18 protein-coding genes are annotated in these 18,309 nt (G+C 60.8%); 8 read left to right on the forward strand and 10 right to left on the reverse strand.

Going from position 1 to position 18,309, the window contains the following annotated elements:
- Positions 1-684 carry a GXGXG domain-containing protein gene (locus tag Q1A91_RS08130; RefSeq protein WP_299875475.1) on the reverse strand — a complete coding sequence of 228 codons (684 nt, stop codon included), beginning with the start codon at positions 682-684 and terminating at the stop codon, positions 1-3.
- Positions 685-1,614 (reverse strand): glutamine amidotransferase family protein, encoded by a 930-nt coding sequence (locus Q1A91_RS08135; RefSeq protein ID WP_299875478.1) that lies wholly within the window; start codon positions 1,612-1,614, stop codon positions 685-687.
- Between the two features lie 203 nt (positions 1,615-1,817).
- Between Q1A91_RS08135 and Q1A91_RS08140 the strand changes: the two genes are divergently transcribed.
- The 7 genes from Q1A91_RS08140 to Q1A91_RS08170 all read left to right on the forward strand — a co-directional run bounded on the left by Q1A91_RS08140 (position 1,818) and on the right by Q1A91_RS08170 (position 8,161).
- Complete coding sequence (locus Q1A91_RS08140; RefSeq protein WP_299875481.1) at positions 1,818-3,224, forward strand: ammonium transporter; 1,407 nt, start codon at positions 1,818-1,820, stop codon at positions 3,222-3,224.
- Positions 3,225-3,254: 30 nt separating this feature from the next.
- Positions 3,255-3,425 carry a hypothetical protein gene (locus Q1A91_RS08145; protein ID WP_299875484.1) on the forward strand — a complete coding sequence of 57 codons (171 nt, stop codon included), beginning with the start codon at positions 3,255-3,257 and terminating at the stop codon, positions 3,423-3,425.
- A gap of 153 nt (positions 3,426-3,578) precedes the next feature.
- Complete coding sequence (locus Q1A91_RS08150; RefSeq protein WP_299875487.1) at positions 3,579-4,730, forward strand: aminomethyltransferase family protein; 1,152 nt, start codon at positions 3,579-3,581, stop codon at positions 4,728-4,730.
- 56 nt (positions 4,731-4,786) lie between these two features.
- Entirely contained in the window at positions 4,787-5,383 is a 597-nt protein-coding gene (locus tag Q1A91_RS08155; RefSeq protein WP_299875490.1) for a dimethylamine monooxygenase subunit DmmA family protein, read from the forward strand.
- Positions 5,380-6,342: a PDR/VanB family oxidoreductase gene (locus tag Q1A91_RS08160; protein WP_299875494.1), complete on the forward strand. Its 963-nt coding sequence runs from the start codon at positions 5,380-5,382 to the stop codon at positions 6,340-6,342. Before Q1A91_RS08155 ends, Q1A91_RS08160 begins: the two co-directional genes overlap by 4 nt.
- Before the next feature lie 63 nt (positions 6,343-6,405).
- Positions 6,406-7,473, forward strand: a complete 1,068-nt coding sequence (locus Q1A91_RS08165) for a DUF3445 domain-containing protein (protein ID WP_299875497.1) — start codon at positions 6,406-6,408, stop codon at positions 7,471-7,473.
- 55 nt (positions 7,474-7,528) lie between these two features.
- Positions 7,529-8,161 carry a PAS domain-containing protein gene (locus tag Q1A91_RS08170; protein WP_299875500.1) on the forward strand — a complete coding sequence of 211 codons (633 nt, stop codon included), beginning with the start codon at positions 7,529-7,531 and terminating at the stop codon, positions 8,159-8,161.
- 85 nt (positions 8,162-8,246) lie between these two features.
- On the opposite strand, the gene Q1A91_RS08175 is transcribed toward Q1A91_RS08170, so the two are convergent.
- Positions 8,247-8,876 carry a helix-turn-helix domain-containing protein gene (locus tag Q1A91_RS08175; protein ID WP_299875503.1) on the reverse strand — a complete coding sequence of 210 codons (630 nt, stop codon included), beginning with the start codon at positions 8,874-8,876 and terminating at the stop codon, positions 8,247-8,249.
- A 126-nt stretch (positions 8,877-9,002) separates the two neighbouring features.
- Here Q1A91_RS08175 and Q1A91_RS08180 point away from each other — a divergent pair, with 126 nt between their 5' ends.
- Positions 9,003-10,001 (forward strand): GlxA family transcriptional regulator, encoded by a 999-nt coding sequence (locus Q1A91_RS08180; RefSeq protein ID WP_299875506.1) that lies wholly within the window; start codon positions 9,003-9,005, stop codon positions 9,999-10,001.
- Positions 10,002-10,175: 174 nt separating this feature from the next.
- On the opposite strand, the gene Q1A91_RS08185 is transcribed toward Q1A91_RS08180, so the two are convergent.
- From Q1A91_RS08185 to Q1A91_RS08215, 7 genes are all read right to left on the reverse strand, one after another.
- Positions 10,176-10,742: a sarcosine oxidase subunit gamma gene (locus Q1A91_RS08185; protein ID WP_299875509.1), complete on the reverse strand. Its 567-nt coding sequence runs from the start codon at positions 10,740-10,742 to the stop codon at positions 10,176-10,178.
- The gene (locus Q1A91_RS08190) at positions 10,735-13,665 is read right to left on the reverse strand and encodes a sarcosine oxidase subunit alpha family protein (protein ID WP_299875512.1); all 2,931 of its coding nucleotides are present in this window, start codon (positions 13,663-13,665) and stop codon (positions 10,735-10,737) included. The genes Q1A91_RS08185 and Q1A91_RS08190 overlap by 8 nt, the downstream gene beginning before the upstream one ends.
- Complete coding sequence (locus Q1A91_RS08195; RefSeq protein ID WP_299875514.1) at positions 13,662-13,946, reverse strand: sarcosine oxidase subunit delta; 285 nt, start codon at positions 13,944-13,946, stop codon at positions 13,662-13,664. Before Q1A91_RS08195 ends, Q1A91_RS08190 begins: the two co-directional genes overlap by 4 nt.
- The gene (locus tag Q1A91_RS08200; protein ID WP_299875517.1) at positions 13,946-15,196 is read right to left on the reverse strand and encodes a sarcosine oxidase subunit beta family protein; all 1,251 of its coding nucleotides are present in this window, start codon (positions 15,194-15,196) and stop codon (positions 13,946-13,948) included. The genes Q1A91_RS08195 and Q1A91_RS08200 overlap by 1 nt, the downstream gene beginning before the upstream one ends.
- Positions 15,197-15,282: 86 nt before the next feature.
- Positions 15,283-16,536: an FGGY-family carbohydrate kinase gene (locus Q1A91_RS08205; protein ID WP_299875520.1), complete on the reverse strand. Its 1,254-nt coding sequence runs from the start codon at positions 16,534-16,536 to the stop codon at positions 15,283-15,285.
- The gene (locus tag Q1A91_RS08210; protein ID WP_299875523.1) at positions 16,533-17,489 is read right to left on the reverse strand and encodes a class II aldolase/adducin family protein; all 957 of its coding nucleotides are present in this window, start codon (positions 17,487-17,489) and stop codon (positions 16,533-16,535) included. The genes Q1A91_RS08205 and Q1A91_RS08210 overlap by 4 nt, the downstream gene beginning before the upstream one ends.
- 4 nt (positions 17,490-17,493) lie before the next feature.
- Positions 17,494-18,309, reverse strand: coding sequence for a TIGR01459 family HAD-type hydrolase (locus Q1A91_RS08215; RefSeq protein WP_299875526.1), 816 nt, complete (start codon positions 18,307-18,309; stop codon positions 17,494-17,496).

The raw sequence follows: 18,309 nt of genomic DNA on the forward strand, positions 1-18,309 counted from the left end.
TTAGTACGCCGCAGCGTTATCAACGTCGAAGTTATAGAGCGTGCGGGCAGAGCCGTAGCGTTTGAACTCTGACGCCTTGGCGTCACAGCCGCCGCGCTCCAGCAGCTCTTCCAGCAGGGTGATATGTTCGGGCCGCATCTCTTTCTCGATACAGTCGGCGCCCAGTGATTTGACCGTGCCGCGCACAAAGAACCGCGCCTCGTAACAGCTGTCCCCCAGCGCGTCGCCCGCATCACCGCAGACCACGATATTGCCCGATTGCGCCATGAAAGCGGACATATGGCCCACATTGCCATGCACGATAATGTCGATCCCCTTCATGGAGATCCCGCAGCGCGACGAGGCATTGCCCTTGATGATCAGCGTGCCGCCATGCCCCGTGGCCCCGGCATATTGAGAGGCGTCGCCTTCGACGATCACCGTGCCCGACATCATGTTTTCCGCCGTCCCCGGCCCGGCAGAGCCGTGCACATGCACCGTCGCCTGTTTGTTCATGCCCGCGCAGTAGTAGCCCGTCGATCCCTTGACGTTCACTTCAATCGGCGCATCAAGACCCACGGCAATGGCGTGGCTGCCTTTGGGATTGATGATTTCCCATTTGGTCTGGTTGGTGGTCTCGGCCTGCGCATGCAGGGTCTCATTGAGGGCGCGCAACCCTTCGGCTTCCAGGTCAAACGTCTGCATTCACGCTGCTTTCTCAGTAACTGTGGGGGCCGCGTTGTGGCTCCAGAAGTAAACAGTGGCGGGTTCGGGTTCCCAGACGCGGGCGTCTTCAATGCCCGGCAGGTTCACCAACGCGCGGTATTCCGAGCCGAAGGCGACATATTGATCGGTTTCGGCCATGACGGCAGGTTTGCACGCAATGGGGTCGCGGACCACGCCGAATCCGTCCTTGGTGCCCACCACAAAGGTGAAAAACCCGTCCAGATCGTCCAGCGCGCTTTCCAGCGCTTCGCCAAGGGTTGAGCCGGTCTGCATCTTCCATGTCAGATAGGCGGCACCCACCTCGGTGTCATTCTCCGTCTCGATATGTACACCCAGACGGCGCAGCTTGCGGCGCAGGGAGTTGTGGTTGGAGAGCGAGCCGTTGTGCACAAGACACTGATCGACGCCTGTGTTGAACGGATGCGCGCCCATGGTCGTGACCGCAGATTCGGTCGCCATACGGGTGTGTCCGATGCCATGTGTGCCGCTCATTTTCCGCAGATCAAAGCGTTCTGCCACATTTTTGGGCAAACCGACTTCTTTGTAGATCTCCAGCGTTTCGCCGTGGCTCATGACCCGAATGGCTGGTCTGAGAGTGGCCAGTGCCGCACGTGCGGCGGCGATCTGGTCGGCCTGCATCTCAAGGACGGCGTGGGTGTCTTTCACCCGCATGGCGACGGACCCGGTGATGTGATCGGCAAGGGCGACCTCAAGCCCGGCGAAATCCGCGTCCGGCGTGCCGGATTGAACGGTCAGCTTGGCGCAACCCTTTGCTTCCTCACCGTAAATCGCAATGCCTGCGCTATCGGGGCCACGGTCGGTCATGGTGATCAACATGTCGGTCAACATGTCCCCAAGCCGGGGTTCCAACGATGTATCTTTCAGAAAAAGTCCTACGATCCCGCACATGGCCGGGGCCCTCCCTTGGGGTAATCAAACAGTCCGACTCAGACGCTAACACCAAAAAAACCACCGCTCAACACTGAGGAAACTTTTTTTCACGAGCGTGAAAAAGTTCTAGCCAGACGGCGCGTCACGTGTTTGAATTTTGGCGAGCGTCGCGCCTTGAGAATGACGACGTCCTGAATCCAACAGCCACAAGGGAGCGTATTGTGGAAGAACAAATCGCAGAGTTAACGGCCCAGATCGCGGCCCTTCAGGAGAGCAGCGGCACCACCAACCGTATGTTCGCTGAGACTTTTTACTACCTTACCATTCCGTTGATGATCATCATCCACGCAGGCTTTCTGGCCTATGAGATGGGGGCATCACGGCTCAAGAATGTGCTGAGTTCAGGGGTAAAGAACCTGCTGGCCTTCGCATTCATGATTCCAACCTTCTATTTCTTCGGCTGGTGGGTCTACTGGGGCTTTCCAACCGGTATTCCGGGCGCACCGGGGCCTGCGGGCATCTCCGGCGTCGAATACGCCAATGCCATTGCCTGGGGCTGGGGCGAGAGTGCCCAGTACATGGGGCCAAACATCGCGGATCAGGCATCCGGCGTGTTCTTTGGTGCCTTTGCCCTGTTTGCCGCGACAACGGCGTCTATCATGTCAGGGGCTGTGATCGAGCGCATCCAGACCGTTGGCTTTATCATTCTGGCGGTCGTACTGGGCAGCTTTGCCTGGGTGGTTGCTGCTGCCTGGGGCTGGCACGCGGATGGCTGGCTTGTCACGCAATGGGGCGTGCATGATTTCGGCGCGGCGGGCCTTGTGCACGCGGTTGCGGGCTTCTTTGCGCTCGGCGTTTTGATCAACCTTGGGCCACGCATCGGCAAGTTCAACGCTGATGGGACGGCCAACCACATTCCGGGCCACAACATGCCTTTGACCGTCACGGGGCTGATGCTGATTATCGTCGGCTTCTGGGGCTTTCTGATGGCCTGTGTGATTGTGCCGGGTGAGGCATGGAGCTGGTTTGGGGACAAACCTGCCACCATCTATGGCACGCCGATCACGCTGTCGGCGCTGTCCTTCAACATCCTGATGGCGATTGCCGGCGGGATCATCGGTGCATGGCTGTTCACACGCGATCCGTTCTGGATGATGTCCGGCGCGCTTGCCGGGATCATTTCCACCGCGTCCGGTCTGGACATCTACTTCCCCGCACTGGCGTTCATCATCGCCTTCTCTGCCGGGATCATTCTGAAGCCCTGTGCGGACTGGCTGGAAAACCGTGGCATCGACGATGCGGTGGGTGCGGTCACCGTGCACGGCACCATCGGCCTTTACGGTGTGGTGATGCTGGGCATCTGGGGCTCTGGATACCCGGCGCTGCAAGGGGCGGCAGGCGAAGTGCCAACGATCACCCTGATGGGACAGATCGTGGGTGCGGTGGTCTTCTTCCTTCTGGGCTTTGTACCGGGCTACGTGGTGTCCCTCATCCTCAAGACGTTCGGCATGCTGCGTATCCGTGAAGGGGCTGAGCTGGCGGGTATGGACCTCGTCAAAGTGCCTGCTGCGGGCTACCCGGAATGGGGCGGCGACGCGCCAGTCACACCGGCGCATCCTGCGGAATGATCCCAACCTGTAACACGAAAGGAACCCGACATGTTTCCATATGATGAAGCCTCCTGGAGCGTCGTTGACGGCGCGATGTTCATGGGCTGGGGAGGTGCATTGCCAGGCATGGCCACCTTCATTGCCATGATCATCTGTGTGGCCGTGCTGGTGATCGGCCAGCGGTCAGAGACGGCAAAGGCCAAGCAGTTCGACAAGTAACTGTGCAGACGTCGGAAGGGGCCGCTGTAAAAGGCGGCCCCTTTGCCTTTTTATTGCCTGTCAGGAAAAAAACTTGCATCCCATTGTTGCTTTTCAAAGCAAGCTGGGGCTGAATAACGCTCATAAAAGACTCGAGAAATCAGGGAGAATATCATGGCCATTCTATGGAGGCATTCCGCGCTTGCGCACCGCCACGCAGAGATCGGCGGGGAGCTGGAAGACTGGAACGGCATGGGCACCGCGTGGTTCTATGACCACACGCCCGAACGTGCCAAGGCGGACTATGAGGCGATCCGCACCAAGGCTGGGCTGATGGATGTGTCGGGTCTGAAGAAAGTGCATGTTGTGGGGGAGGACGCGGCCTATGTGATTGACCGCGTCACCACGCGCAACGTGGAGAAGATTGGCGTGGGCCGGTCCACTTATGCGGCGATGCTGGACGAGCGTGGGCTCTTTGTCGACGATTGTGTGATCTACCATCTGGCGGTCAATTCGTGGATGGTTGTCCACGGCACCGGCACCGGGATGGAGCAGCTGACCAAGGTGGCCGCCGCCAAGAATTGCTGCGTGATCATGGACGACGATCTGCACGATATGTCGCTGCAAGGGCCCGTTGCGGTTGATTTCCTGGCCAAACACGTCGATGGCATCCGGGATCTGGCGTACTTTGGCATCATCCACACCAAGCTTTTTGGCAGGAACGTGATGATCTCCCGCACCGGCTACACCGGGGAGCGCGGGTATGAGATTTTCGTCGGCCGCAAGGACGCGGTGCATGTCTGGGACAACATCCTGTCCGATGGCGCGGACATGGGTATACGTCCGACGCAGTTCTCTACCCTCGATATGCTGCGCATCGAAAGCTATCTGCTGTTCTATCCCGGCGACAACTCTGAAACCTTCCCCTTTCAGGACGGCACGCCAGCAGGCGACAGCCTGTGGGAACTGGGCCTTGATTTCGTGGTCTCCCCTGACAAGGAAGGCTTCATCGGCGCGGAGAACCACTATGCCCTCGAAGGGCGGGAGCGGTTCAAGATCTACGGTGTCAAACTATCGGACAGCATGGACCAGATGGAGATGTTCGCGCGGGTGCATGCAGACGGCAAGGATGTGGGCGTGATCACCTACGGCCTGTCTTCTGAGCTGAACGGCTATTCCGTTGCCATCGCGCGGCTTGATCCCTCCGTCGCCAAAGCGGGCACCAAACTGGTGGTCAAACAGCCTGACGGCACAGAACTGGCCGCCACGGCGGAGGAAATGCCCTTCTACGACAAGGACAAGAGCATCCGCACCGCAAAAGGCTAACCTATCAGGGGCGTCGCGCCAGCGCGGCGCCCTTTTTCACATCATCCGAGGCACCCATGTCGAAGTTTGAATTCCCCGCGTCGATCAAAAGCCGCCCCGTCTACGGCACGCTTGAGGCGCGACCGGGCAAGCACCATCTGATGATTGCAGACGCCGAAGGCGCCGAAGCGATCATGGACATCGCGACCCCCGATCTGATGGCGAAGACCCACATCATCTTTATCTCGCGCGGCACTGACTATGGCGACAAGCTGCGCGCGCTCAATCCGGCGATCTTCTATGAAGGGCCAAGCTATGCCGCCTCTGTCCCACGCATCCAGCGGGTGTTGCAGGACGCGCATATGGGCTTGCAGGTCTACTTGACCGGCACCGAAGGGCTGATGGGACAGGCGATGCGGGAGGCGGTGGACGCGGGCATCCCCCATACTGCCATCCAGACCGAACATCGCGGGTCCGTGGCGCGGCGGATGCAATGCGTGCACTGCAAAGGCATCACCGAAGACGTGGAGACAGATCCCTTTGTCTGCGCGCACTGCGGTCTGAACCTGTTTGTGCGCGATCACTATTCGCGCCGTCTTGCCGCCTATCAGGGTGTTTGCATTGATGCCGAGGACCCCGGTAACGTGCCAGAGCCAAAGGGGATCTACGAATGAGCGGTGCTGAGAAAATCCACGTTCGCGTGACGGAAAAAACCCCGCTGAACGCGCTTGTCACCCGGTTCCGGTTTGAACCTGTGGACGGCGGTCTGCTGCCCACATTCTCCGGTGGCGCGCATACGGTGGTGGAGATGAAAGACGGCGACATCACGCGCCTGAACCCCTATTCGCTGATGTCTGATCCCTATGATCAGGATGCCTACACGATCTCCGTGCGGCGTGATGATGAAGGGCGGGGCGGGTCGCTTTTCCTGCACAATCAGGTCGATGTCGGTGATGAACTGACGATCAGCTACCCGGTGAACCTCTTCAGCCTCGATCTGCGCGCCAAGAAGCATCTTATGATCGCAGGCGGCATCGGCATCACGCCGTTCCTGTCGCAGATCAAGCAGTTGGATCGCGCCCATGGCAATTGGGAACTGCATTATGCCTGCCGGTCGGAGGCGTTGGGGTCTTACGTGGACTATCTGACCACCACGCATCCCAATGACGTGAACGTCTATTATGACGATCAGGATCAGGTGATTGATCTGGAGAACCTGTTGGATGGCCAACCGCTCGGCACACATATCTACGTCTGTGGCCCCAAGGGGATGATCGACTGGGTGCGCGGCAAGGCAGCCGATCTGGGCTGGCCGCGTGAGGCGGTGCACTACGAGGAATTCCTCGCCCCGCAGCCCGGCAAACCCTTTGAAGTGAAACTGGCGATTTCCAACAAGGTTGTGCAGGTCGGTGAGCAGGAAAGCCTGCTGGAAGCGATTGAACGGGCAGGGGTCGACGCGCCCTATCTGTGTCGCGGCGGCGCCTGCGGCATGTGTGAGACCCGCGTGATCGACTACGCCGGCAACTTCATCCACCGCGATCACTGGCTGGAAGACGACGAACACGCCAGTGGGGAGAAGATCATGCCCTGCGTGTCACGATTTGAGGGCAAGACCCTTGTTCTGGACCGTTAGCGCGCCTCAACCCGAACAGTGGCCTCCGGTTTTCGGACCAGTTGAGGCGGCAGGAGAAAAGAAATGACCATCCAATTCAACGACGAAACCTTCCGCGACGATTATTCGTTCCACAACTCCGAACGTGCGATCAAACGCTTCCCGTTTCCCTTCGACAAAGACAGCTACATGTATGCCGTCAACATGGAGCAGCACCGGGGCGGGCCTGCGGATTCCGTCTATGAGAAACGCTTTGACGTCGACGAGCACTACGTCTCTGAAATGCGGGACCGGGCGCAGGTTTTGGCGGACGACCCGCTGCGCTGCCAGTCCCTGCCGCATATGACGCTGGCGGGCTGGGACGTGCTGGAACTGATCATGACCTGCAAGGCGGAGGATTATCCCGACCTGTTCGAGCTGCACCGCGACGGCGACCGCTGGCGCTGGATCAACAAGCCGCTGGGCATTGATGACACGTTCACCTTCCTTGATGAGACCACGCTGCCCTACGGCCCGATGGAATACATCACCCGCCAGACGCAGGGCGACTTTGCCGTTCTGGATCAACGCGATGACAACCTGTGGATGGACGCAGGCATGGTCACCACGCAGGCCGACTGGTCGCTGGATTTCGACATCGGCATGAACTTTTTTGAATGGCATGCGCCGGTGCCGCTGGCCCATGAGAAAGGCATCTTCGTGCGCGCGCTGAAGTTCCTGCTGAACATCCAGCAAGGCGCGCCTGCGCGGCGGCTCAACTGGACGATGACAGTGAATCCATTGCTCGATACCTCGCCCGAGAATTATCACAAGTGGGGCATCCAGAAGACCACCCTGACACCTCAGAATATCGGGGCAAAACAACACCTTCGGGTGGAGTTGCAAACCTTCTTCCGGCTGCCCCGGTCCAACGGGCTGGTGTTCCCGATCCGCTGTTATCTCTGCGCGTTTCAGGACCTTATGACCGTGCCGAAATGGGGCCGCCGCCTGCACCGGGTGATCCGCGATCTGCCGGAGGAATTGGCGACCTACAAGGGCTTCATCGACAACCGCCCGATGATGCTGGATTACCTGTCACAGTTCGATGACGGATTGCCCACTTCCAACGGCATCTGGCCTGATCTGGAAACGGAGCCACCGCTGCAAAAGTAGGCACCATTTGTTAAACAATTGTGCCTAGCGTCGGCCTGTCTTCGAAGGGCAGGTCATGGATACAGTTTTTGAGAGCATTTTCAGCGCGGTTGACGCCTTTATCTATCGGTGCAGCAACGATGCCGCCTATACGATGGAACATATGGCAGGCGGGGTGCAGCGGTTGATTGGCTATGCGCCGGAAGACATCCTGCAAAATGCCAAGACCTCCTATGTCGACCTGACGGCGGAGGAGGACAAGGAACGTGTTTTCGCCGATGTCGACACGGCGATAGCAGCCGGAAAACCCTGGGACATCGCCTATCGGCTGATCCACCATGATGGCCGGGCCATCTGGGTACGCGAACGCGGAAATGCGGTGATGAAAGACGGTGAAGTCGCCTATTTGCAAGGACTTGTGGTGGGGGCAGGTGCTGAGTTTGATCTGCGTGACAAGCTGGAACGCCGGGTGGAGGAAGCGCGCGCGGCCAGTGAAGACATTGTCGGGCTGACCAAACAGATCACCAGTTCAGTGCGTGAATTGTCGATGCTCTCCACCAACGCGCGGATTGAAGCAGCGCGCAGTGGCGAGGCAGGCAGGGGGTTTGCCGTGGTCGCCAATGAGATGAAGACGCTGTCAGAACGCAATGCGGGGCTTGCAGACAAGATCGCGGAACAGGTTCAGCAATTTAATGAAGGGCCGCAGTAAGATTGTCTGATGCAGGCGACGCGGGCGTGCAGGAGGAGGGCGGACAGTACATAGATGCCAAGGGCTTGCGCCCCGCAGCGCAGCGCTACGTGTTTTGCGGATAGCTGATGATTGACAGATACCGCGCAGGCAACAGCACCAGCTTCTCAGGGCCATGAGGCGCATCTGCGTCAAAAAACAGGGTGTCACCGGGTTTGAGCGAATGGACCTCATCGCCGTGGCGGTAATCCACTTCGCCTTCGAGCATATAGATCGTTTCAATCCCGCCGTGCTGGAAGGTTTGAAAGACATCTGACTGTTCTGTCAGCGTAATCAGATAAGGTTCCACAATCACGCCAGAGGCGTTGGACCCGATATGCCCCAGCAGCTTGTACTGATGGTTGGCACGGGTGCCCTGGCGTTCAGTCTCAACCCCTTCGCCCGCGCGGGTGTGCACCGCTTCGCGGGTTTCCTCGAACCGCCGGAAAAAGCTGGTCAGCGGCACGCTCAGCGCGTTGGCAAGGTTTTGCAGCGTGGTCAGCGACGGAGAGGTATTGCCGTTCTCGATCTTCGACAGCATCCCGATGGAGATCCCCGTCAGCCCCGAAAGCTCGGCAACGGTGATTTCCTGCTGGCGGCGGTAGGCGCGGACTTCTCTGCCGATGGCGACCTCAAGGACCTTCTCACGCTCCTGTTCCTGCGTGCGGTGCGGGTCTTGGCTCAGTCTGGAAACCATCTCGGGATCAAGCTTTTCGATATTCACAACTGTGGTACTTTCTAGGTCTGCCCCGGTGTCGCGGCAATTCAAAAACACTGTCCCCGCAGTTAGTATAGGGCAGTTTTTCATCTGGATGTAAAAAATATGAACAGCAGTGAAATTTCCCGGATCGGCTTTCTGATTTTCCCCGGTTTTCCCATGGCCTGTCTGACATCGATGATCGAACCCCTGCGCGCCGCGAATGAGATCGCAGGCGAGGAACGGTTCGCCTGGACATTGTTGTCAGAGGACGGCGCAAAGGTCACCTCATCTGCCCATGTGGTGTTTGAACCCAATGCGGCCTTGGCCGATGCAGCCCCCCTCGACGTGCTTTTTGTCCTCAGCCGTCCCAACTCCGATTTCGCCGCCCCGCGACAGACCCCCGCCACCCTGCGCCAGCTTGCGCGCCACGGCTGCATTCTGGGCGGTGTATCGGGGGGTGTTTTTCCGCTGGTGCGGGCCGGGCTGATGGCCGGGCACCGCTGTTCGGTGCACTGGTGCTATGAAGCGGCGTTTCATGCTGCGTTTCCCGATATCCTTGCCACCGACGACGTCATTGTCACCGACAACAACCGCTACACCGCGTCAGGTGCGGCCGCAGGATTTGACCTGGCTTTGCACATGATTGAGCAGCACTTCGACCCTGAGATTGCCCATGAGGTCGCCTGCTGGTTTCAGCATTCCTCGATGCGCGGGCAGGGCGTGCGCCAGCGCGTGCCGCTGGTCGAAGGGGCAGGGCCTGCGCTGCCCGGTCTGGTCGCCCGCGCCGCTGCTTTGTTCAACGCGCGGCTGGAAGAACCCATTTCCATCGCCGAGGTCGCCGAACACCTGGGCGTCACCCCGCGCCAGATCGAGCGCGCATTCAAGAAGGCCACAGGTCAAAGCCCTTCGCATTACTACCGCGCCCTGCGGATGAAGGCGGCGCGGCAATTGGTGCTGTATTCCAGCGACAGCCTGCCACAGATCGCGACAGCCATCGGCTATACGTCGTCCACGCCCCTGCTGACCCACTACCGCGCCGCTTTCGGCGTCACACCACAAGAGGATCGCGCGCGGATCAACGACTTCCGGGTCACAGATAACCTGCCACTGCCAGCACGCTAACGCCCCGAACTCCCTCAACAAAAAACGACCGGCGACAGGGACCTCACCCCTTTTCAACCCATGCCTGCACCCTCGGCCTCCCACAGGAGGGTGCCACCATACCACCGCCCTGGCCCCTCTTTTTGGCCAAAAATATCCCTGCGCAACAGCTGGATCTGAAAGCAACGCGCGTTGTTACAATGCCGACTGCATTGCCGTGACAATCGCATGATGCAACGACCCGGCAGAGGCGCGGGGACCAAGGATGCGGATAAATCCGTCCGGATCTCCACAGACCACGAAACAGCCCAGATGATGGATCTGCGTCCGCTGCGCATCACCGCTTTGCAGGCTGCGCATGTTGACCGGGCAGAGCAGTTCCATCACCGGCGCGATCCCGTCGCCAGACAGATCGAAACAGCACCAGCCGTCGGTCTGCTCCGTTACTGAGGCCGTTGATCTCAAAGCGGTTTTCACCTGAACTTCAAGGTCCTCATGGGTCGCGAAATCCGCCCCGATCATCCATTGATCCGGCCCCATCCACATGGCAGAGAAGGGCGCCGCAAGCAGCGCCTTGCCCGGACCGGGCGCCGCATCCCCCAACAGCGCCTTCAACTTCTTCGCACAGGCCTTTTCCTGCCCCAGCCGCGCCGCGACCGAAGCCAGTGCCAGATCGGTCACTTCCGTACAGGTCAGCCCCGCAACGGTATCGACCTGCGGTGCAGCGCCACCCAATGCGGTTATTGGTTCAAGATCATGCACGGACACGTTCCCCCTCTGGATCGACAAAATGAGCGGAGACGATATCGACCTCCACCGTCAGGTCCGTCACCGGAGAGACAAGGCGCATCCGCTCCCCCTCCCGCAGGCCACCGTTCTTGAGGAACCCCAGCCCGATCATCGACCCTAACGTGGGCGAAAACGCAGCCGACGTCACATAACCCTGATCATGGGCGGCATCCACCGGCCCCCCCAGCAGCATCAAATGCCCGCCCGCCGTGATCTTGTCGCCGGGATCGCGGGGTTTGATCCCCACCTGCATCAGCGCGTCCGCTGCGTTCAATCCGGGCCGTTCCGACAGTTTGGAGCCGATGCTGTCCTTGGCCTTGGACACCATCCGCCCCATCCCGAGGTTCAGCGCGGTGGTCGTGCCGTTCAGCTCATTGCCCGCCGCATGGCCTTTTTCGATGCGCATCACACCCAGCGCTTCGGTGCCATAGGGTGTGACGTCAAACTCTTCCCCTGCCGCCATCAGCCGCCGCATCAGTGCGTCGCCGTAGCGGGCAGGGACGGCGATTTCAAACGCCAGTTCGCCGGAGAAGGAGATCCGGAACAGCCGCGCCCGCAACCCACCGCAAACGGTGATGTTGCCGCAGGCCATGAAGGGAAATGCCTCGTTGGAGATGTCATGCACGGCATCCACGATCTTTTGCAGCAGACGGCGGGAATTGGGTCCGGCCACCGCATATTGCGCCCAAGCCTCGGTGGTGGAGATCAGCTGCACATCCATATCCGGGAACAGGCACTGGCGGACAAATTCCATGTGCTGATAGACCTTTGCGGCGTTGGCGGTGGTGGTGGTGACCACGAAATGATCCTCTGCCAGCCGCCCGGCGGTGCCATCATCCATCGCGATCCCGTCCTCGCGCAGCATCAGCCCATAGCGGGTCTTGCCCACAGCGAGCTTCGCAAAACCATTGCAATAGACCTTGTTCAGAAACGCCGCCGCATCCGTGCCCTGTACGTCGATCTTGCCCAGCGTGGTACAATCACACACCCCGACAGAGGCGCGGGTGGCCGTCACTTCGCGGTCAACGCTCTGACGCCAGTGGGTTTCGCCGGGCAGGGGGAACCACTGCGCGCGCAGCCAGTTGCCCACTTCCACAAACACCGCACCGCGTTCCTTGGCCCAGAAATGCGAGGGCGTCAGCCGCGTTGGGTGGAACTCCATCCCGCGCATCCGTCCGCCAAGCACACCAATCGCCGTAGGCGTATAGGGGGGGCGGAAAATCGTCGTGCCCACTTCCGGGATCGCCTTGCCCGCGAGTTCCGCCATGATCGCAAGGCCGCCCATGTTCGATGTCTTGCCCTGATCGGTCGCCATGCCCAGCGTGGTGTAGCGCTTGAGGTGTTCAACGGACCGGAAGCCCTCCTGATGGCTCAGCTTCACGTCTTTGACGGTAACATCGTTCTGTTGGTCGAGCCATGCCCGCGAACAGCCTTCGACATACCAAAATGGCGTCTGGGAGACCGGCGCATCCTCTGCCTTGGGGGCTTTGGCGGCTTTGACACCCATCATTTTTGCAGCCGCTTTCGCGCCGGAGGTCAGCGCGCCATGGGTGGAGAAGACGCCATTCGCAGCCCCCGCAACCTGCATCCCCGGCGGCAATTCACCACCGGGCACAAACGCCGCCAAACCGTCATCCCACGTGGGCCGCCCGCGCTGATGGCAGGTCAGATGCACGTTCGGGTTCCACCCGCCCGACACACCAAGCGCGCCGCATTCGACGGTGCGCATACTGCCATCCGCTTGTTTTACTTCAACAAACGTCAGGCCCCGACGGCCCTTGCTGTCCACCACCTGACCGCCCCGGATCACCTCATAGGCATCCGCCAGCGGTGCATCTGCGCGGGTGTCGATCACGGCGGCGACCTTCACACCGCGCGCCTGCAGGTCAACGGCCGTGCGGTGCCCGTCGTCGTTGTTGGTGAACACCGCCACCCGCTGTGCAGGCGTGGCGGCATAGCGGTTGACATAGGTGCGCACCGCACCGGCCAGCATGATGCCGGGACGGTCGTTGTTCTCAAACGCGATGGGGCGTTCGGTGGCGCCGGCACAGAGCAGCGATTGCTTTGCATAAATGCGCCAGAGGATCTGGCGGGGTTTGCCCACGTCGGGGGTGTGCAGATGGTCGCTGACCCGCTCCACCGCGCCATAGATGCCATGATCAAACGCACCAATCACCGTGGTGCGCGACATCAGCCGCACATTGGGCAGGCTGGAGAGTTCAGCGATCGTCGCGTTCAGCCAGTCACCCGTTTCCAGCAACCCGGTTTCCGCGTTCAACCGCCCGCCAAGGGCGAAATCCTCATCGGCCAGAATGACTTCCTTGCCGCCACGCCCTGCCGTGAGGGCGGCCATCAGCCCCGCAGGCCCCGCACCAATGATCAGCAGGTCACAGTGCCGAAACCCCTTGTCATAGGCATCCGGGTCCGCGCGCATCGACAAAGAGCCAAGCCCCGCCGCCTTGCGGATAATCGGCTCATAGAGTTTTTCCCAGAACGCCGCAGGCCACATGAAGGTCTTGTAATAGAACCCCGCCGTCAGGAAGTTCGAAAACCGGTCGTTGATCGCCATCGCGTCAAAGGCAAGGCTGGGCCAGCGGTTCTGTGATTTGGCCAGCAACCCGTTATACAGCTCCGCCGTCGTCGCCCGCGTGTTGGGTTCCTGCCGCGCGCCGCCGCGCAGCTCGACAATGGCGTTCGGTTCCTCCGACCCGGCGGTCAGTGGCCCCCGTGGGCGATGATACTTGAATGACCGTCCCATCAGCCGCACGTTGTTGGCCAGCAGGGCAGAGGCCAGCGTATCGCCCGGATGCCCCTCATAGCTTTTGCCATCGAACATGAATTTCAACGTGGTGGCGCGGTCAATCAACCCGCCGGAAACGCGGTTTTTCTGGGTCATTTACTTCTTCCTTGCGCACGCGCCACATCGCGGGCCATCTCTACGGAGGTAATCTCATGGGTCAGCGTGTTGCGTGTCACCACCAGCCAGGACCGGTCGCCACCTTCGTGAAACCACAGCTCGCGCAACTCTCCCGCCGGGTTGTCGCGCAGGTAGCCGTAGGCGTGCCAGTCTTCCGCCGTTGCGGTTTCGGGATCAGGACGGTCGATCAGGCTCGCATCGCCCAGATACACAAACTCAGCGCTGTCACGCGGGCCCAGAAGGGGGTGATTGATAATCATCAGTGCAAATTGGGCTGATTGCCCATCCCTTTTTCGTCAATCATGTGACCGGTGCGAAACCGGTCAAAGCGGTAAGCGGTGGCGGTTTCATGCGGCGTGTCCCGCGCCAGCAAATGCGCATAGGCATAGCCCGAGGCCGGCGTCGCCTTGAACCCGCCGTAACACCAGCCGCCGTTGAAATAGAGGCCCTCAATATGTGTCCGGTCGATGATGGGTGAGCCATCCATCGACATGTCCATGATCCCGCCCCACATGCGCAGCAGGCGCGCACGGCCAATCATCGGCATGATCGCCATGCCGCCTTCGCAGACGTCTTCGACCACCGGCAGGTTGCCCCGCTGGGCGTAGGAATTGTAGCCGTCGATGTCGCCGCCAAAGACCAGCCCGCCCTTGTCGGACTGGCTGACATAGAAATGCCCCGCGCCGAAGGTGATCACGCCGGGTAGCACAGGCTTCAACCCTTCGGAGACGAAAGCCTGCAACACATGGCTTTCAATCGGCAGGCGCATGTCGGCCTTGGCCATCAAGCGGCCAGAGGACCCCGCGACGGCACAGCCCACCTTCTTGGCCCCGATAAACCCGCGAGAGGTCTCAACCCCCAGACATTTCCCGTTCTCGATCCGGAACCCGGTGACTTCGCAATTCTGAATGATATCAACGCCATGGCTGTCTGCGGATCGGGCAAAGCCCCAGGCGACCGCATCATGACGCACCGTGCCGCCGCGCCGCTGGGCCAACCCGCCCTTGATCGGGAACCGCGCATCATCGAAGTTCAGGAACGGATACTCCCGTTTGATCGCCGCCAGATCGAGGTATTCCGCATCCGCCCCGTTCAGCATCATCGCATTGCCGCGCCGGATGAAGGCATCGCGTTGGGCGTCGGAATGGATCAGGTTCATGATCCCGCGCTGGCTGACCATCGCGTTGTAATTCAGGTCCTGTTCCAATCCTTCCCACAGCTTGAGGGAGAATTCATAAAACGGCTCGTTCCCGTCCAGCAGATAGTTCGAGCGGATAATCGTCGTGTTCCGCCCCACGTTGCCGCCACCGATCCAGCCTTTCTCGATCACGGCGACGTTCCGCTCCCCGTACACCTTCGCCAGATAATGCGCCGTGGCCAGCCCGTGCCCGCCGCCGCCAATGATAATGATGTCATAGGAGGGCTTCGGCTCAGGATCACGCCACGCGGGTTTCCAACCCTTGTGCCCTGTCAAAGCTTGCTTGATGACGTTGAAACCGGAATAGCGCATGGAATCAGACTCCTCTGGTTTGAAAGTCGCTTATTTGCGCTGACCTGTCCCTCTGAAACCCGACATGGCGTTTGTCAAATCGGACCTTACATGCGGCTTTGTGCCAGCCGCGCCGCGCCGACCGCTGCTTCACTTTCCAGCGGGGTGGCAAAAGGCGTGTCGATCATCCGCGCCCGGATGGCCTGCCAGACATCGCTGGAGGCACCGCCCCCTGCGGTGAAGATGCGCGTCATCTGCGGCGCACCCAGATCGCGCAGGGCGGCATAACACGCCGCTTCAATGCGCGCGATGCCTTCCAGCAACCCTTTGAGGAACAGCGCGTCATCCTCGGGCCGCGGCGTGACACGGGGGGGCAGGTCCGGGTCGTTCACCGGGAACCGCTGACCGGGCCGGGGCAGGGGGTAATAGTCCAGATCGGAGGGCGTGTCGGGATCAATCCGCGCGCTGAGCGTTTCAAGGTCCTCAACCGTGAAATGCGCCAACAACGCGCCGCCCCCGGTGTTGGAGGCACCGCCGACCAGCCATTTGTCCCCCATCCGGTGGCTGTAGATCCCCTGCGCTGCATCATCAATCCGCACATCGCTCAGCATCTTGATCGCCAGAGTGGTGCCAAGGGAGGTGACAACATCGCCCACCTCCGCCGCCCCGGTCGCCAGAAAGGCCGCGATGCTGTCCGTGGTGCCGGCGTGCATCATCACATCCGTTGACAGTCCGAAGGTTTTCGCCACCGCCGGGTCGAGAGTATGAACCACGGTTCCCACACCATGGACCTTGGGCAATAGTTTGCAGTCGACATCCGTCCCGCCAATCCACGCAGGCCAGACCCGCGCTTCTACATCATACCCTGTTTTCAATGCGTTATTCTCATCCGAATGGCCGCCGATCCCGGTCAGCCGCGCCAGAATGAAATCCGCCTGATGGCACAGATGTGCTGCGTCTCGCGCGCCCGCCATCCCCTGCAACCGCAACATCCGCGCCAGAGCAGAGGACGGCCCGCGTGTCATATGCCCGTCGGGCGCGTGCTGCGCGATATGCGCCGCTTCCGCCTCAAACCCGCTGGAATCATACATCAGCGGCGGAGTCACGGGCTGAAGCGCTGCATCCACCAGAACCATACTGCCGGACGTCCCGTCAACCGCCGCATGCCGGATCGCGGCCATGGCTTGCGCGCCAATCAGGTCCCTAAGTGCTTGCAACCCCTCGCGAACGGCAAGCCACCAGCCGTCCGCACTGTCATCCGGATAGGCCCCGCGCGACCTGCCAACCACGGCGCCGTCCGCGTCAATCACCGCGCAGCGAATGCCCGAGGTACCCAGATCAATGCCAAGCGCCAGCGTCATGCGCTGGATTTCTCCGCCAGCGCCTGACGGTATTTCTCTGCGTCCCAGTTGAGCAATTCGGCTTCCGCGTCCAGACCAATCGCCTCCGGCGTCCAATCCTCCGGCAGACGCCCCAACACATCCATCAAACACCGCAGCATCGCCGTCTGCGACGATGTCGCGCCCGATTTCAATGCAACGCCCTCCGCACAGACAACCGAAACGCCGCCCGGTTCGGTGGGCAAAGCCGCACCCAGAAACACCACATGGTCAGGGTAATACGATCCTGCCAGTGCCAACGCCCGCAGTCGTGGATCGCAGGCCAAGGGCGTCGCGTGTTCTTCCCATACATACCCGTCTGGTGGCGCAGTCGCCGGGGCAGGGGCCGCAGCGACGTGCACAGGCATCGCCAATCGCCGCTCCACCTCCGCAATCATGTCCGAAGCCGCCTCCACACTCTCTCCCGCACAGACAAGCCCATGGCTTTCAAGGATAATCACCTGCGTTTCCGCTGTGATCCGCTCCGCAATGGCCCCGGTCAATGGCACACCCGGCTTGCGATAAGGCACCAAGACAAAAGGCAGCCCCGCCAGCTTCTCCCGCGCCGCCGCACGGCCCTGAGCAGAGATCGCATGCACCAGCGTCGCCACCGAATGGGTATGCGCAACCACCTTCCAATCCAGCAAGGCGTGGAACGTCGTCTCAATCGATGGGCGCAGCGTGTTCTCCGGGTCCAGCACGGTCGCCTTGCAGGTCCCATCGCCCGCGCCCATCGCTTCCGCCTTTGCCCGCTCCCGGTCGACCGCCACGAAAATATCCTTCGTTTCCGCCTCCGCCAGTTCCGTGCCGGAGGCTTTGATCCACATCACATCGCCGTCTTTGAACGAGGTGTTCCCCCCCGGTCCCTGAACCTGCAACGGGTCCTGACCCAACCGGGCGGAAAGGGCGCGAAAATCAGCGGGCACGGCAGTCATGGGATCACCTCAAGCTTGTCAGGATGTAATCGGGTCGGGCGTCAGGCGCAAAAAGCGTGGCCGGGTCGTGGCCTGCGTGGATGCCACCGCTGATGAAGAGCGTGTCCCAGCCCGCGGTCTTGCCACCGGAGATGTCGTGTTCGGGACTGTCTCCAACCATCAGAACGCGCGCGGGGCGGGAATCAATCTGCACCAAAAGCGCTTCAAAAACAGGAGGATGGGGTTTGCCGTAGAACAGAACCTCGCCACCCGCGTCGGCATAGTCATGGGCCAGCGCACCGGGCGATTCAACCAGCCGGCCATCGGCGCGCGGGGCTTTTCGGTCGGGGTTGGAGCAGATCAGTGGCTTGCCCAACCCGCGCGCTTTCTCAAGCACAGCCCGCTCTGCCGGGTGGTCATCTGCGTCTGGAATGCCCATCAGCAAGACAGCCTCTGCCTGCGAAAGATCATCCGTAAAGGCCAAGTTCAGCCCGTCCGACCAAGCCTCCGCATCTCCCTGCGCGGCGGTCATCGCGTACACCTCGCGCAACGCACTCAACGGTCCGTGCTGGACGTCCAGCCGCAAGGCCTCGCCGGAGGTCATCACAACGCCAAAAGCATCCGCAGGAAAGCCCATCCCGGTGATCCGCTGACGGTTCAACGCCCCGGACTTGCCGGAGTTGGACAGCACGGCCAAGGTGCTGCCACCGGCCTGAAGCGCTTCAATCGCCTGTACCGCAAAAGGATAAGGCGCGCTGCCATTGTGCAGCACGCCAAATTGGTCAAACACGATCAGATCATAGCGGTCTGCAACCGCGCTGATGCTGTCGATCTTTTGCAT

The organism is uncultured Sulfitobacter sp., from assembly GCF_947500075.1.
Lineage (GTDB): Bacteria > Pseudomonadota > Alphaproteobacteria > Rhodobacterales > Rhodobacteraceae > Sulfitobacter.

Bases quoted from the DNA above. Each gene is read 5' to 3' on its own strand.
- Q1A91_RS08130 (WP_299875475.1), bottom strand. From the start codon at position 684: ATGCAGACGTTTGACCTGGAAGCCGAAGGGTTGCGCGCCCTCAATGAG.
- Q1A91_RS08135 (WP_299875478.1), bottom strand. From the start codon at position 1,614: ATGTGCGGGATCGTAGGACTTTTTCTGAAAGATACATCGTTGGAACCC.
- Q1A91_RS08145 (WP_299875484.1), top strand. From the start codon at position 3,255: ATGTTTCCATATGATGAAGCCTCCTGGAGCGTCGTTGACGGCGCGATG.
- Q1A91_RS08150 (WP_299875487.1), top strand. From the start codon at position 3,579: ATGGCCATTCTATGGAGGCATTCCGCGCTTGCGCACCGCCACGCAGAG.
- Q1A91_RS08155 (WP_299875490.1), top strand. From the start codon at position 4,787: ATGTCGAAGTTTGAATTCCCCGCGTCGATCAAAAGCCGCCCCGTCTAC.
- Q1A91_RS08160 (WP_299875494.1), top strand. From the start codon at position 5,380: ATGAGCGGTGCTGAGAAAATCCACGTTCGCGTGACGGAAAAAACCCCG.
- Q1A91_RS08165 (WP_299875497.1), top strand. From the start codon at position 6,406: ATGACCATCCAATTCAACGACGAAACCTTCCGCGACGATTATTCGTTC.
- Q1A91_RS08170 (WP_299875500.1), top strand. From the start codon at position 7,529: ATGGATACAGTTTTTGAGAGCATTTTCAGCGCGGTTGACGCCTTTATC.
- Q1A91_RS08175 (WP_299875503.1), bottom strand. From the start codon at position 8,876: ATGGTTTCCAGACTGAGCCAAGACCCGCACCGCACGCAGGAACAGGAG.
- Q1A91_RS08180 (WP_299875506.1), top strand. From the start codon at position 9,003: ATGAACAGCAGTGAAATTTCCCGGATCGGCTTTCTGATTTTCCCCGGT.
- Q1A91_RS08190 (WP_299875512.1), bottom strand. From the start codon at position 13,665: ATGACCCAGAAAAACCGCGTTTCCGGCGGGTTGATTGACCGCGCCACC.
- Q1A91_RS08195 (WP_299875514.1), bottom strand. From the start codon at position 13,946: ATGATTATCAATCACCCCCTTCTGGGCCCGCGTGACAGCGCTGAGTTT.
- Q1A91_RS08200 (WP_299875517.1), bottom strand. From the start codon at position 15,196: ATGCGCTATTCCGGTTTCAACGTCATCAAGCAAGCTTTGACAGGGCAC.
- Q1A91_RS08205 (WP_299875520.1), bottom strand. From the start codon at position 16,536: ATGACGCTGGCGCTTGGCATTGATCTGGGTACCTCGGGCATTCGCTGC.
- Q1A91_RS08210 (WP_299875523.1), bottom strand. From the start codon at position 17,489: ATGACTGCCGTGCCCGCTGATTTTCGCGCCCTTTCCGCCCGGTTGGGT.
- Q1A91_RS08215 (WP_299875526.1), bottom strand. From the start codon at position 18,309: ATGCAAAAGATCGACAGCATCAGCGCGGTTGCAGACCGCTATGATCTG.